The 14,333-nt window shown below is 65.1% G+C and carries 15 protein-coding genes and 1 riboswitch; of the genes, 4 read left to right on the top strand and 11 right to left on the bottom strand.

The features are described 5' to 3' along the window. Positions 1–75: 75 nt before the first annotated feature. The 4 genes from PTE31013_RS15280 to PTE31013_RS15265 are packed head-to-tail and all read right to left on the bottom strand — an operon-like array spanning position 76 to position 3,126. Complete coding sequence (locus PTE31013_RS15280) at positions 76–930, bottom strand: MlaA family lipoprotein (RefSeq protein WP_150613632.1); 855 nt, start codon at positions 928–930, stop codon at positions 76–78. Positions 931–935: 5 nt separating this feature from the next. Next, positions 936–1,490: an outer membrane lipid asymmetry maintenance protein MlaD gene (mlaD, locus tag PTE31013_RS15275; protein WP_150613631.1), complete on the bottom strand. Its 555-nt coding sequence runs from the start codon at positions 1,488–1,490 to the stop codon at positions 936–938. A 53-nt stretch (positions 1,491–1,543) separates the two neighbouring features. Continuing rightward, positions 1,544–2,311: a lipid asymmetry maintenance ABC transporter permease subunit MlaE gene (mlaE, locus tag PTE31013_RS15270; RefSeq protein ID WP_150613630.1), complete on the bottom strand. Its 768-nt coding sequence runs from the start codon at positions 2,309–2,311 to the stop codon at positions 1,544–1,546. Beyond that, positions 2,308–3,126 (bottom strand): ABC transporter ATP-binding protein, encoded by an 819-nt coding sequence (locus PTE31013_RS15265; RefSeq protein ID WP_150613629.1) that lies wholly within the window; start codon positions 3,124–3,126, stop codon positions 2,308–2,310. Before PTE31013_RS15265 ends, mlaE begins: the two co-directional genes overlap by 4 nt. Positions 3,127–3,467: 341 nt before the next feature. On the opposite strand from PTE31013_RS15265, the gene PTE31013_RS15260 reads away from it, so the two are divergent. Next, positions 3,468–3,962: a GNAT family N-acetyltransferase gene (locus tag PTE31013_RS15260; RefSeq protein WP_246174605.1), complete on the top strand. Its 495-nt coding sequence runs from the start codon at positions 3,468–3,470 to the stop codon at positions 3,960–3,962. Between the two features lie 22 nt (positions 3,963–3,984). On the opposite strand, the gene PTE31013_RS15255 is transcribed toward PTE31013_RS15260, so the two are convergent. The 4 genes from PTE31013_RS15255 to PTE31013_RS15240 form a co-directional block, all read right to left on the bottom strand. Beyond that, complete coding sequence (locus tag PTE31013_RS15255; RefSeq protein WP_150613628.1) at positions 3,985–5,181, bottom strand: thiamine phosphate synthase; 1,197 nt, start codon at positions 5,179–5,181, stop codon at positions 3,985–3,987. Positions 5,182–5,246: 65 nt separating this feature from the next. Continuing rightward, positions 5,247–6,092 (bottom strand): thiazole synthase, encoded by an 846-nt coding sequence (locus PTE31013_RS15250; RefSeq protein ID WP_150613627.1) that lies wholly within the window; start codon positions 6,090–6,092, stop codon positions 5,247–5,249. 1 nt (position 6,093) lies between these two features. Continuing rightward, positions 6,094–6,291, bottom strand: coding sequence for a sulfur carrier protein ThiS (gene thiS, locus PTE31013_RS15245; protein ID WP_150613626.1), 198 nt, complete (start codon positions 6,289–6,291; stop codon positions 6,094–6,096). Between the two features lie 16 nt (positions 6,292–6,307). Further along, positions 6,308–7,438, bottom strand: a complete 1,131-nt coding sequence (locus PTE31013_RS15240) for an FAD-dependent oxidoreductase (RefSeq protein WP_150613625.1) — start codon at positions 7,436–7,438, stop codon at positions 6,308–6,310. A 213-nt stretch (positions 7,439–7,651) separates the two neighbouring features. Continuing rightward, positions 7,652–7,781, bottom strand: a riboswitch (TPP riboswitch). A 253-nt stretch (positions 7,782–8,034) separates the two neighbouring features. Here PTE31013_RS15240 and PTE31013_RS15235 point away from each other — a divergent pair. From PTE31013_RS15235 to PTE31013_RS15225, 3 genes are all read left to right on the top strand, one after another. Continuing rightward, complete coding sequence (locus tag PTE31013_RS15235; RefSeq protein WP_174978583.1) at positions 8,035–9,819, top strand: ABC transporter ATP-binding protein/permease; 1,785 nt, start codon at positions 8,035–8,037, stop codon at positions 9,817–9,819. Between the two features lie 139 nt (positions 9,820–9,958). Beyond that, positions 9,959–10,750 (top strand): SDR family NAD(P)-dependent oxidoreductase, encoded by a 792-nt coding sequence (locus PTE31013_RS15230; protein ID WP_150613624.1) that lies wholly within the window; start codon positions 9,959–9,961, stop codon positions 10,748–10,750. 105 nt (positions 10,751–10,855) lie between these two features. Further along, positions 10,856–12,106 (top strand): MFS transporter, encoded by a 1,251-nt coding sequence (locus PTE31013_RS15225; RefSeq protein ID WP_150613623.1) that lies wholly within the window; start codon positions 10,856–10,858, stop codon positions 12,104–12,106. On the opposite strand, the gene PTE31013_RS15220 is transcribed toward PTE31013_RS15225, so the two are convergent. Genes PTE31013_RS15220 through PTE31013_RS15210 form a run of 3 tightly spaced genes read right to left on the bottom strand, consistent with a single transcriptional unit; the run spans position 12,034 to position 14,106 of the window. Then, positions 12,034–12,996 (bottom strand): SMP-30/gluconolactonase/LRE family protein, encoded by a 963-nt coding sequence (locus PTE31013_RS15220; protein ID WP_150613622.1) that lies wholly within the window; start codon positions 12,994–12,996, stop codon positions 12,034–12,036. The two genes, PTE31013_RS15225 and PTE31013_RS15220, sit on opposite strands and share 73 nt — an antisense overlap. Beyond that, positions 12,993–13,817 (bottom strand): NAD-dependent epimerase/dehydratase family protein, encoded by an 825-nt coding sequence (locus tag PTE31013_RS15215; protein WP_150613621.1) that lies wholly within the window; start codon positions 13,815–13,817, stop codon positions 12,993–12,995. The genes PTE31013_RS15220 and PTE31013_RS15215 overlap by 4 nt, the downstream gene beginning before the upstream one ends. Before the next feature lies 1 nt (position 13,818). After that, positions 13,819–14,106 (bottom strand): hypothetical protein, encoded by a 288-nt coding sequence (locus PTE31013_RS15210; RefSeq protein ID WP_150613620.1) that lies wholly within the window; start codon positions 14,104–14,106, stop codon positions 13,819–13,821. Positions 14,107–14,333 lie beyond the last annotated feature (227 nt).

Genomic DNA, 14,333 nt, shown 5'->3' with positions numbered 1-14,333 from the left:
CCGACGGCGCCCCGTTCTGCGGGGCGCCCTGTCATCAGGGTCAGTCGCTGCCGCGCGGCAGTCGACTCGCGACGATCACCGACGGAACGGCAGGCCGCCCGGCACGATCTTGCCCGGCACGGGCGAACCCTGCGGCGCTTCCGGTTCGGCCCGAACGCCCGACGCGGGTTCGGCTGGCTTGGGCTGGGCATTCGTGCCACCGGCGGTACCGTCTTCCTCTTCGTAATTCGGCAGCGCAGCGTTGCCCGAGGCCCCACCATTGATCAGGTACTTGCGGCGCGCCAGGTAAGCATCGCGGGTGAACGAGTACGGATCGAGGGCTGCGGCTTCGAGCAGGTTCGAGGCGTCGAGCAAGTTCGCCCGCGTATTCACGATGCGAACCCCATAGATCGAGTAGCTCACCCAATTCGGATTGATATACGACGTCGGGTCGATGAACATGTTGCCAGCCATACCGACGGTGTCGCGCACCGTGCTCGGGCCGAGCACCGGCAGCACGAGATACGGACCATCAGGCAGGCCCCACTTGCCGAGCGTCACGCCGAAATCCTGGCTGTGCTTGGGTAACCCGGCGGGCGTGGCGAAGTCGACCAGACCGCCCACCCCCAGGAAGGTGTTGATCGTCAGGCGCATCAAGTCCTGCGCGGCAGCGGTAACTTCCAGCTGCAGCAGGTTGTTGGCGAAGTTGTACACGTCGCCCACGTTCGAGAAGAAGTTCGTGACCATGTCGCGCGCCGGTTGCGGCACCGCGAAGCGGTAGCCCTTGGCCACCGGGGTCATGACCGTCTTGTCGAGCGTGTCATTGAACGTATACATCGAACGGTTGAACCCTTCGATCGGGTCTGCGGGACTCGGGTTCGTGACAGTAGCGCAACCGGCCAGCGCCATCGCGCCGGCGGCCAGCACTGCCGAAGTACGGATGCGGGTCATCTCTTTTATTTTCCTTGGGTTACCGTTGCCGCCCCTGATGCCGGCGTGGCAGAAGGTGCTGCCGGTGCCGCGGCAGCCGATGCCCCGCCCGCTTGGGCGCCCCCGGCATCTGCCGCCTTGCTGTACAGGAATTGACTGATCAGGTTTTCCAGCACGATCGCGGATTGCGTCATCGTGATCGTATCACCCGCCTTGAGCATCTGATCGTCACCGCCGGCGTCCAGCCCGATGTACTGCTCACCGAGCAAGCCCGACGTCAGGATCTTCGCCGACGAGTCCTTGGGAAAGTGATACTGCGAATCAATGTTGAGCGTCACGTCGGCCACGTAGCGCTTGTCGTCGAACCGGATCGACGCCACGCGCCCCACCACGACGCCCGCGCTTTTGACGGGCGCGCGCGGCTTGAGGCCACCGATGTTGTCGAAGCGCACCGTCACCGGGTACGAGCTCGAGAACGACAGCGAACTCATGTTGCCCACCTTGAGCGCGAGGAACAGCAGCGCTGCGAAGCCGAGAACCACGAACAGGCCAACCCAGAAGTCGAGGGGGTGTTTTTTCATTGTGTCAGTGTGCGCAAACTGTCTGTCTATGTCTTGGCGGGCACGCAGGCCCGTCAGCTGAACATGAGGGCCGTGAGCAGGAAGTCGAGGCCGAGCACGGCAAGCGACGCCTGCACCACCGTGCGGGTAGTCGCACGCGACACGCCTTCCGGCGTCGGCTGCGCCTCGAACCCCTGGTACAGGGCGATAAAGGTGACGGCAATGCCGAACACGATGCTCTTGATGACGCCATTGGCGATGTCCGACCACACGTCCACGCCGCCCTGCATCTGCGACCAGAACGCGCCGGAGTCCACGCCGATCAACTGCACGCCGACCAGGTAACCGCCGAAAACGCCCACGGCCGAGAAGATCGCCGCGAGAATCGGCATGGCGATCACCCCCGCCCAGAAACGCGGAACCACCACGCGCGCGACCGGATCGATCGCCATCATCTCCATGGCCGTCAATTGCTCGCCCGCCTTCATCAGGCCGATTTCGGCCGTGAGCGAGGTGCCCGCGCGTCCGGCAAACAGCAATGCCGTGATCACCGGCCCCAGCTCGCGCACGAGCGACAGCGCCACAAGCAGGCCCAGCGCCTGCTCCGAGCCGTACCGGTTGAGCGTGTAATAGCCTTGCAGCCCCAGTACGAAGCCGACGAACAGGCCCGAGACCGCAATGATGACGAACGAAAAATTACCGACGAAGTGAATCTGGTCGGTCACCAGGCGCGGCCGGCGCAGCATCGCGCCGCTCGACGCCAGCACCCGCAGGAACATGCGAGCGCCATATCCCACGCGTTCGACGTGGCCGCGAACATAACTGCCGAGGGTTGTGATCATGCACGCGCTCCCATTCCGAAATCGTCCGCAAGGGGCGGCGCAGGATACTGAAATTTCACGGGACCGTCCGGCTGCGCGTCGATGAACTGGCGCACCGTCGGGTCGCTGGAGGCACGCATTGCCTCCGGCGTCCCCTCGGCACCGATACGGCCTTCGCTGATGAAATAGATGTAGTCGGCGATGGCAAAGGTCTCCGTAACATCGTGCGAAACAATGATGGACGTGGCACCCAGCGCGTCGTTGAGCTTGCGGATCAGATTCGCGGTGATGCCCAGCGAGATCGGGTCCAGCCCGGTGAACGGCTCGTCGTACATGACGAGGTCGGGGTCCAGCGCAATCGTACGCGCCAGCGCCACACGGCGCGCCATCCCGCCCGAAATCTCGGCGGGCTTCATGTCGCGCGCGCCTCGCAGGCCCACCGCGTTGAGCTTCATCAGCACAAGATCGCGAATGAGCGTGTCGCTGAGCCGGGTGTGTTCGCGCAGCGGGAACGCCACGTTGTCGAACACCGTCATGTCGGTGAAGAGCGCACCGAACTGGAACAGCATGCCCATGCGCCGACGCAGGCGGTACCAACCCGCGTGGTCAAGCGATGCGACGTCGGTCCCGTCGAAATCGACGGTGCCGCGGCTGGCATGGACCAGCCCGCCGATCAGGCGCAGCACAGTCGTCTTGCCACAGCCGGAGCCGCCCATCACCCCAATGACCTTGCCGCGGGGAAACCGCATATTCAACCCAGAAAGCACAAGCCGCTCGCCATAACCAAAGCTGACGTCGCGCAATTCGAGCAAATTTTCCGGATTCGGGGTAGGCACGTTTCGGGTCTTATAGTGCGGCGCAAAACGCCAATTATAGGGGGGAATGCCGATTGATGCCGCCCAACGGAGATGAACGAAATCGGGGATCGGCATTGCCCAGCGGCATTCTACAGGGCCTGCGCCCATTCGCCCTACCACCTTCCCGTCGGCACCACGGACAAAAAACGTAACGGCGGCAAGGACTTATCGGGACCTCCCCGGGCATGGATGTTGCGCCGTTGCTACAATACCGCGTTTCACGCAATAACTCATTGACCCGAATGTCCCGCGCCGCCCAAACGCCTTTCGTCCCCATTCAGTCGCAATCTGCGGACAATCTCGAATTCCGGATTCGTCCGATGCAATCCGGCGATCTTCCCCAAGTCCTGGCGGTTCAGGCGCTGGCGTATCGTGGTCCGATGCAGGAGACAGAGGCGACGTTGGCCTCTCGCCATGCGCTCTCGCCAGCCACGTGTTGGGTCGCGGTGGACGCCGACGCGATGGGTGCTACCGTGGCCGGTTATCTCTTGACGCACCCGTGGTGCATCGCAGCGCCGCCGCCCCTGGATACTCGCCTCGACGCGCTGCCCGATGCGTCCGACTGCTGGTACGTCCACGATATGGCGCTCGCCCCGCGCACGCGCGGTGCGGGTGTGGCCCGCCGCTTGTACGCGGCCGCCCTGGCGTCGGCCCAATCGTTGGGTTTGCCGGCGTCGGCCCTCGTGGCGGTACAGCAATCGCAGGGATTCTGGACACGTTTCGGTTATGCCGCGATGAGCGACATCTCGCCGCAGATGGCCGCAAAGCTGGCCGGCTACGGCGACGGCGCCGTATTCATGACGCGCTCGCTCTAACGGACCGCCAACGCAACGGGCATCACGCCCGTTGTTGCGCGAAGGCGCGCTGCATTCCTTTCACCGCTGCCGCCACATCGACGGCTTGCGTGACGGCACGCACCACCGCCGCGCTGGTCACACCGGTGTCCAGCACTTGCGCGAGGTTGTCGGCGTCGATGCCGCCAATCGCGACGAGTGGATAGTGCGGCGCGATGAGCTTGACGTACCGCGCCAGCTTGGCCAGTCCCTGCGGCGCGGTCGCAATCACCTTGGTCGTTGTCGGAAACACGGCCCCCACGGCCAGATAGCTCGGCCGAAAGTGATGCGCCGCCAGCATCTCGTAATAGCCGTGCGTGCTGATGCCCAGCCGCATACCGGTCGCAAACAGCGCGGCGACCGCTTCGGCGGAGAGCGCCGCCATATCTTCCTGGCCTAGATGCACGCCATAGGCGCTCGCTTGCGCCGCCTCGCGCCAATGGTCGTTGATGAACCAGGCGCTGTCGTGCGTCACGCGCTGTCCCGCGGCCACCGTCCGCTCGATCTCCGAGCGCAGCGTCGGATGCGCGGGGTCCTTGATTCGCAACTGCACGGTGCCGACCTGGAGATCGGCCATGCGCTCGCACGCATCGGCGCTCGGCAACACCGGATACAGACCGAGGCGCGATGGGCACGCCGGGAAGCGGCCAGGCGACGGCACTTGGCCGAGCACGACGGGGAAGGTCTCGAGCACCGTCGGCCAGGCCCCCAGCGTGTCTGCCTCCGCAGCGCGGGCATGGCTGCCGTCGGTGCGCCACGCGCGCGCGAGCATGAGTGCGTCGTGCGGCGCGAACCCGCAGTCGAGAAACGCGGCAAATGCGGGGAAGAAGGCCGGATCGTCTGCGCCCGCAACACGATAAACGGCGTCGCGCGTGTACAGGGTGTCTTCCACCTGCCCCGCAGCCAGTGCACGCGAGCAAAGGACAACGGCGTCCGCCGCGCGCCATGCGTCGATCTGCGCGGACGCTTCGGTTCCGGACGCGCCCTGCGGCGAAAGCGGCCACCAGATCACATCCCCCGTGCTGGCGCAGGCAGGCGTCTGCGCATGCACACGCCAACTGGGTGCCGTCGGGTCGTCAGGCCACGGCGCGAGACGCGCGCGGATGTCGGCCGCGGCCTGTTGCCACGCGCTCGCGAGAAGCGCGTCGGCCGGCAGGCATTGCACGTGAGAAAGCGAGGCGGCGCCGGTATGCGTCGTCATGAAGATCCCTGGTGGGTGAGGCAGTGCGGCGTGACGTTGAAATTCAAGCGAGCCATCCTCGGACATCAAGCGCCCGTCTGATGCCAGAACGGCACCCCGACGACCGGCGTGCTGGCTTCGGCGCTCTCGCGCTCGGCCATCGGCCCCGCGAGCCACGCCACGCGGCCCGCCTTGATGGCAGCGGCGAACGCACCGGCCATCTCCACCGGCTGCGCGGCCAGCGCCACGGCCGTGTTGAGCAGCACGCCGTCGAAGCCCCACTCCATCACCTGACACGCGTGCGACGGCAGGCCCAGGCCCGCGTCGACGATCAGTGGCGTATCCGGCAGTCGGTCACGCAGTAGCCGCAAGCCGTACGGATTGATCACGCCCTTGCCGGTGCCGATCGGCGCGCCCCACGGCATCAGCGCCTGGCAGCCGACATCGAGCAGGCGACGGCACAGCACCAGGTCTTCCGTGCAATACGGCAGCACCTTGAAGCCGTCGCGAATCAGTTGCTCGGCGGCCGTTACCAGCCCGAACGGGTCAGGCTGGAGCGTATAGTCGTCACCGATCAGTTCGAGCTTGATCCAGTCGGTCTCGAAGACTTCGCGCGCCATTTGCGCCGTCGTCACCGCTTCCTGCACCGAATGGCAGCCGGCCGTATTGGGCAGTACCGGCACCGCGAGGCGACGCAGCGTTTCCCAGAAATGGCCTTCCGAGGCCTGCGCCCCGGGGCCCGAGAGCTGGCGGCGCAACGCCACCGTCACCATGCCCGGACGGGCGGCGTCGATGGAATCATTAAGTGCCTGCAGCGACGGATAGCGCGCCGTCCCGAGCAGGAAGCGGCTGCCGAAGCGCGTGTCGTAGAGTGTGAGCGCGTCGCGCACGCTGCCTGCGGCAACATTGGCCGATTCGGTGAATGCATTCATTTCAGCCTCCGGCCACCGGTTGCACGACATCGATCTTGTCGCCGTGCGCCAGCGCACGCGCGGCATATTGCGACTTGGGCACGAACTGCCCATTGATTGCCGCGGCGAAGGGCGGCTTGGCGCCGTAGGCGGTGAGCGCCTCGGCCAGCGTTGCCGCGTCGGCCACGTTCAGTGTCTGTTGATTGATATGGATATCCATCGCGTCCCCCTCCCTCTCAAACCTGACGGAACAGATCCGGCCACGGCCGGCTGGCTCGCCACGTCTCCCAATCGAACGCGTGCCCAACGCCCATTTGCGCGCCCGTCGTTTGCATTAATGCCTGCGCCAGCGCGCAAGCCTCTCCCGTGACCGCCGGCGCGAGCAGATAGCCGTGCCGGTACAAGCCGTTCACGCGCAACAACCGCGCACCGTCCCACTGCACCCGCGGCAAATGATCGGGCAATGCCGGACGGCAGTTGACGTTCAGCTCGACAATGCGCGCCTCGCCGAACGCCGGGTTCAACGAATGCGCCGCCGAGAGCAGCTCGAGCGCCGAGCGCACCGTCATCGGCGACATGTCTTCCGACTCGAGTTCGGTCGCGCCGATCACGTACAAATCGTTTTCCTTGGGCGCGATGTAGATCGGATAGCGCGGGTGCAACAATCGCACCGGCCGGCGCAGCCCGATACCCGGCGCGTGAATTCGCACCACCTCGCCGCGCACGCCGCGCAGTTGCGTGAGCGCGGCACGTGCGCCCAGCCCACGGCAATCGATGACGAGACCGGCGTCCGGATATGCCCCCTCCGCGATCTCGGTATGCCAATGCAGCGCCGCGCCCGCCTTCGCGAGACCGGCCGCCAGCGCGCGCAACAGTTGACGGTTATCGAGCTGGCCCTCGTTCGGCAGCCACCAGCCTTCCTGGAAACGCCCGGCCAGCGCCGGCTCGACGTCGGCCAACTGCGCGCCCGACACGCGACGAACCCCGTCGCGAAGCAACGCCGGCGGGGCATTGGCCCGCATGCGGCGATCGAACATCACCGCTTCGGCGCGATCGGGCTGATGCCACACGACCAGCGTGCCGTTGCGTTGGAAGAAAACGTGTTCGGGCAGGCCGTCGATCAATGCCGGCCAGCGCTCCAGGCCGACGGCGCCCATCTCGACGATGCTCGGCTCGGCCACCGCCGCCTCGGCCAAGGGGGCAAGCATGGCGGCCGCGACCCAGCCGGCAGCCGCCGATCCGTCGGCATCCCCGCGCTCGTAGAGCGCCACGCGCGCGCCGGCACGAATCAGTTGCCACGCCAGAAGACGGCCGGACAGCCCACCGCCGAGCACGGCGACGTCGGGACGCGAAGGAGACGCGCTCATACGCGTGCTGCCGCGCTGGCCGGGACGGCGCGCAGGCTCTCGAAAGCCCCCAGGGGCGGACGCGCGGGGGGAATCGCGGCGATTGCGGAAATAAGCGCCTGAACAGGCACCGAAACAAGCGCGGAAATACGCGTGGGAAACTGCGGAAGGCAACGCATGGGGTCCTTTCCTCATGAAAGCAAAGGACGAAACGGTGTTGAACACCTTACCCCACTGGAGGAGTCGGAAACTTCCCACGCCGGTATTATCCGGGTCGGGTGCAAAGGGTCTCTCTCAGCCCCACGTCGGATGGTTACGCATGGCCAACGCCTGCGTTCGACACGGAGCACCCCTGTTTCGCCCGCAGCCATTACAACATAGATGCCGATGCCCGTGCAAGCTGGAGTCCCGGACGGTTGCACGCGCGATGCGTCTCGTTTTTTGACGAATTCCGCGAGCCGTGTAACCCCACGTAAACTGAAAATCGCCGTGACGCGTGCCCCGAACCGGAAATCGTGCAACGCACCCTCCGGAACTACGGTCAAATGGGCCGTCAATCCCAATAACACGTTGCATTTCCGCGGCAACCCCGCCAGACGATCATGGCCCACACGCCGATGTCTTCCCTGCCTCCCGAGACGCCGCCGGCCGGCGGCACGGCCGCCCTACCCCCCAAGCCACCGAAGCACCCGACCGCCTGGCAGTTGATCCGCCCCTACTGGGCTTCGGAAAAGCGTTGGGAGGGGCGCCGGCTGCTTGCGCTCGTCGTAGCGCTCAACCTTGCCGTCGTGTTCATAAATGTGCGCCTGAACGCGTGGAACGCCAGCTTCTACGACGCCCTCGACAAGCGTAATTGGCCCGTCTTCAAGTCATCGCTGATCGAGTTCGCGGTACTTGCGTTCAGTTTCATCATCATCGCGACGTTCCGCACCTACTTCCGCCAGATGCTCGAAATCCGCTGGCGGCAGTGGGTCACCGATGCCAACCTGTCGAAGTGGTTCTCCCATCAGGCCTATTACCGTATCGAGCGCGATCATCTGGCGGACAACCCCGACCAACGTATTTCGGAAGACATCCGCACGCTCGTCAGCTCGTCACTCGCGCTGTCGCTCGATTTGCTGACAACGCTGGTCTCGCTGTTCTCGTTCATCACCATTCTCTGGACCATTTCGGGTGCGGTGTCGTTTGTGCTGGGCGGGATGCATGTCACCATTCCCGGCTACATGGTGTGGGTCGCGGCGCTCTATGCGCTCGTGGGATCATTCTTCATCTTCAAGGTCGGTCGCCCGCTCGTGGGGCTGAGCTATCGTCAGCAGCAGGTGGAAGCGGATTTCCGTTTTCTGCTGGTGCGTCTGCGCGAGTCGGCAGAGCAGGTCGCCCTCTATCGCGGCGAAAGGGCCGAGTTGTCGCGCCTGAAATCGGCCTTCGGGGCCGTGCGCGACAACTGGTGGCAGATCATGGTCGTGACGAAGCGATTGATCTTCGCGAACTCGATCTACGCGCAGATCGCCATCGTCTTCCCGATCATGGCGGCCGCGCCGCGTTACTTCGCCGGGGCGTTCACGCTCGGTGTACTGATGCGGATCATCGACGCGTTCGGGCAAGTAAGCGATGGTTTCTCGTGGTTCGTGAACAGCTTCTCGACGTTGGCCGACTGGAAAGCGACGATCAACCGGCTGCGCGAATTCACGCGAGTGATCGACGCACCGCCGCAAGCGCCGAGCACGGGTGGCATTGCGCTCGTCACGGCCGCCGACCTGCCCTCGGCCGCCTTCACGGCCATCGATCTGCGCCTCGCACTGCCCGACGGTACACCGCTCGCGGTGGCCGGATCGTTTGCCTTCGCCCCCGGCTCGCGCTGGCTCATTCGCGGCCGCTCCGGCTGCGGCAAGAGCACCATGCTGCGCGCGCTCGCAGGCCTGTGGCCGTTCGGCAGCGGGCGCATCGAGGTTCCCGCCGATGCCCGCGTGCTATTCCTCTCGCAACAAAGCTATCTCCCGATCGACACGCTGAAGGCCGCGCTGGCATTTCCTTCGCAGGCCGACACGTTTACCGACGACGAATGCCGCGACGCGCTGAGCGCCGTCAGCCTCGATCCATACCGTGACGAGTTGCTGACCGTCGCTCACTGGGCGCGTCGCCTGTCCGGCGGCGAGCAACAACGGCTCGCCACCGCGCGCGCCTTGCTGCAAAAGCCCGATTACCTGTTCCTCGACGAAGCGACCAGCGCCCTCGACGTGGAAACCGAAGAGGCTGTATATGAAGCGCTGCATGCGCGACTACCACGCACCACGATGGTCAGCGTGGCGCATCGGGAAACGCTCAGCCGCTTTCATCAACACACCATGACGCTGTATGCCGTAGGCGACGTCGCCCCGCCAAGGGTGGTCGGAGCCGCGTAGGGGCCAGATCAAGCGCGATTCAAGGGCCGCGCGTGCCAAATCGTTCACGTCCTGAATAATATTGACGCGCGTGTCCCGGCAAGCGATGGGTTTGGCATAATCACGTGCATCCCTAACTTTTTCAACTGCCGGGCTCATCGTGACCCTCCCCGCCTCCCCGTGCGCCCCTCGCGGCGGACGCACCATCGTCGTCACCGGCGCCGCGTCGGGCATCGGCGCGGCCATCGCGCGCCGGCTTTCCTCTCCCGATACGCGCCTGCTCCTGCATACCCGTGGTGCATCCGACGCAAGCCGGGCGCGACTGACTGAGGTGCAACGCGCGTGCGAGGCGTCTGGCGCCGAGTGCGCCATCTGGTTCGGCGATCTCTCCGAGACATCGGCCGCCACGCGGCTGATCGACGCCGCGCACCTCGCGTTCGGCCCCATCGATCAACTCGTGAGCAACGCGGGGTTCGCCACACGGCAAAGTCTGGCGGACATCGACGACACAACCTTCGCCCACACGCTCGCGGCGATGCCTGTTGCATTCGCCGCCCTCCTGCGCGGTGTGCTACCTGATCTGCAGCGCTCGTCGCAGGCTGGCGTGGTTGCCGTCAGCTCGTTCGTGGCGCATCGCTTCGCGCCGAATGCCCCCGGCTTTCCCGCAACCGCCGCCGCCAAAGCCGCGATCGAAGCGCTCGCCAGGAGCGCCGCCGCCGAGTATGCCCGCGCGGGCGTGACGGTCAATTGCATCGCGCCCGGCTATACGCGCAAGGACGGCGGCCATTCGGCCATCGACCCTGCCGCCTGGCAACGCGCCGCAGATGCCACGCCGACGGGCCGTCTCGGCGAGCCCGACGACATCGCCGCACTCGCCGAGTTTCTGCTCGGCCCGCACGCGCGGCAGATCACCGGACAGGTGATTCATGTCGACGGCGGCCTAACCCTCTGAACCCAACGCTGCACCCGACGCCGAACCGCGCTCCGACCTGTGCTTCGCACAAGAAAAAGCCACGCGTCACATCATGGCAAGCACACGATCCACCGAGGAGTCTTCATGGCATTCTTTTCCTGGTTCAATGAACTCAACACGAAAGAACGCAAGGCCCTGTATGCGGGCTTCGGCGGCTACGCCGTCGACGCGTTCGACTTCATGATCTATTCGTTCCTGATTCCCACGCTCATTGCCGCATGGGGGATGACGAAGGGCGAAGCGGGCATGATCGCAACCAGTTCGCTCATCTCATCGGCCGCCGGCGGATGGCTCGCGGGCATTCTTGCGGATCGCTTCGGTCGCGTGCGCGTGCTGCAATGGACGATTGCGACGTTCTGCCTGTTCACGTTCCTCTCGGGCTTCACCCACTCGTTCTGGCAGTTGCTCATCACACGCACGTTGCAGGGCATCGGCTTCGGCGGCGAATGGACGGTCGTCACGATGATGATGGGCGAGATGATCCGCTCGCCGCAGCATCGCGCCAAGGCGGTCGGCACGGTGCAGAGTAGTTGGTCGGTCGGCTGGGCCGCAGCGGCACTGCTCTACTGGTTCTTCTTTGCCGTGCTCGACGAAGGCACCGCATGGCGCGCGTGCTTCTGGATCGGCATCGTGCCCGCGCTGTGGATCACGTACGTGCGTCGTAACGTGTCTGACCCGGAGATCTTCACGCAGACCCGCCGCAAGGTCGCCGAGGGCCAACTGCACGGCAATTTCACGCAGATCTTCGCGCCCGAGCATCTGAAGACCACGATCCTCGGCAGCCTGCTGTGCTCCGGCATGCTTGGCGGCTACTACGCGATCACCACATGGTTGCCGACCTACCTGAAGACGGTGCGCGGACTCTCGGTGTTCAACACGAGCGCCTACCTGATCGTGCTGATCATCGGCTCATTCGTGGGCTACATCGTCGGCGCGATACTCTCGGACAAGGTCGGACGGCGCGCCGCATTCGTCTTCTTCGCCGCCGCTTCGTTCGCGCTCGGCATGGTCTATACGATGCTGCCGATCACCGATGGCGCGATGTTGCTGCTCGGCTTCCCGCTCGGCATCGTCGTGCAAGGCATTTTCGCGGGCATCGGCGCGTATCTGACAGAGCTGTATCCGAACCACATACGGGGTTCCGGACAAGGCTTCTGCTACAACCTGGGACGCGGTATCGGTTCATTCTTCCCCATCGCCGTCGGCATGCTCGCGCAGACCGGCTCGCTCGTGAAGGCCATCGGCCTGATCGCGGGCGGCGGCTACCTGCTCGTCGTGGTGTGCGCGCTGCTGCTGCCCGAGACACGCGGCAAGTCGCTCACCGAACCGGCATAAGGCGCCTCCGGCAATCCCTGCACGCCGCAACGCACGGCAAACACGTGGCCGTCGTGTTCGGTCGCGCCGGCCGCCGGACGAATCGACGTGACGAACAACGTGTCGAAGTCGCGCCCGCCGAACGCGCACATCGACGGCTTCGACACCGGCAACAGGATCTCGCGGTCCAGCACGCCCGCGGGCGTGAAGCGCAGCAGGCGGCTGCCGTCGTTGGCGCACGTCCAGTAGGCGCCGTCGGCATCGACGGCCGCGCCGTCCGGGCGGCCGGGATAGTCATTCATGTCGACGAATAATCGCTGCGCGCCGATCGCGCCGCTGTCGGCGTCGAAGTCGAACGCCCACACGCGACGGCGCGTCGGATGCGAATCGCTCAGGTACATCGTTCGGCTGTCCGGCGAGAAGCCCAGGCCATTCTGCGTCACCAGGCCCTTGACCCGTGGCGCGGACAGACGGCCCTGCGCGTCGAAGCAAAAGAGCGCGCCCGCGTCGCTCGCGAGCGACATATCCTGCACCATCGTGCCCGCCCAGAAGCGGCCCTGACGATCGCAGCGCCCGTCGTTGAAGCGCATGCCCGGCAGCGGGAAGACCGGCGCGGCCAGTCGTTGCCAATCGACCGCCGCAAGTGCACCCGGCGGCCCCAACCGCGCCGCAAACAGCCCGGTTTCGCAACCCGCCAGCAACGTGCCGGCGGCGTCGAAAGCAAAGCACGCGATCTGCTCGGGGAATGTCCATTGGCGGTGCTCGCCGTCGGCAGGCGTCGCGCGATGCAGTTGCTTTGCGGGAATGTCCACCCAATAGAGCGCCTGCTCGTCGGCTCGCCACAACGGGCTTTCGCCGACAGCGTGCGGCGCCTGCCGCGATGGCTCAAGCCGTTCGATCGACACCGTCATGCCGTGGGTTCCATCGGCCCCAACAGGACGAACGGCCCGCCCTGGTAGCGCTGCGTCACATCGTCCATGCGCGCATCGGGCGCCTGCAACGGGAACAGGCCGGCGAATTCAGCCGAGCTGTCTTGCGCACGGAAGCCGAGAAAAGCCGCCTTCGTGTTGTCGACCCACAGCGTCGGGTTGTTCGACACACCATAGACGACGGCATGGCCCACGCGATTCGTGAACAGCGAGCAGCGCACGAGTTCGACGAAGTCGCGATAACTCAGGTACGTCACCATCATGCGCAGGTTCTTCGGCTGCTCGAACGACGAGCCGATGCGCAGGCACACGGTCTCCAGACCGAAGCGATCGAAGTAGTAGCGCGACAGGTCTTCGCCGAAGCATTTCGAGATGCCATACATGCTGTCCGGACGGTGCGGCGCGTCGACATCGAGCACTTCCGTCACGGGATGAAAACCGACCGCGTGGTTCGAACTGGCGTAGACGATGCGCTTCACCCCCTGCTTTTGCGCCGCACTGTAGACGTTGTACATGCCGAGAATATTCGCTTGCATGATGTCGTCGAACGGTGCTTCGACGGAGATGCCGCCCAGGTGCACCAACGCATCGACGCCTTCGAGCAACGCGTGTACGGCCGCGCGATCCGCCAGATCGACCTGCATGGCCTCTTCGTGTGGCGCGTCGGCCGTGAGCGGAACGATGTCGCTCACGCGCACGATATCCGCCCACTCGGCGAGCTTGCCACGCAGTTGTTTGCCAAGATTGCCCGCTGCGCCGGTCAGCAGCAGACGGCGGAAGGGTTTGCCGGATGTCTGGGTCATATCACTCCTTGTTCATCAGTAGATCGCAATGCACGCGACGATGCGTCGCCACCACAAAACTGGCGGCGCACCGCCATCGAGAGCGCCTGCGATCACGCGCGCCTGTTCCCAGTCGCGACGTGACGGCGCCGGAGATCCAGCCATATGGCTGCGTGGAAATGCGCGGGCCCTTCATTTCCGTGGGCGCGGCAATTGCCAGCGAGCCGCGCGCAAGGTCGCTCATGACGGTGCCCTGCGTCAGCCGGCCGATCATCCGCCAACGCAGGCCTTTAATCTTCAATGCCATCATGCGTGTCTCGCTTCGTCGACGCTCTTATCGCGAGCCTATCGCCCGCACGGAGAGGCATCCTACGCCAGAAGATGTACGATGACAATCGTCATTTGCCCGATTGACGGAGATTCCCCGGCACTTCTCACGATGCATCCAGACGACACAAACACCCATGTATATTGGCACTTACCAATAGCATAAGCATTTCTCAGCAGGTCATCAGCGCAAACTCGCTCTTGTCATAT

This window comes from Pandoraea terrigena, from assembly GCF_902459705.1.
Taxonomy (GTDB): domain Bacteria; phylum Pseudomonadota; class Gammaproteobacteria; order Burkholderiales; family Burkholderiaceae; genus Pandoraea; species Pandoraea terrigena.
The sequence above is the reverse complement of the archived record's forward strand: the minus strand, read 5'-3'. Positions and strand labels throughout refer to the sequence as shown.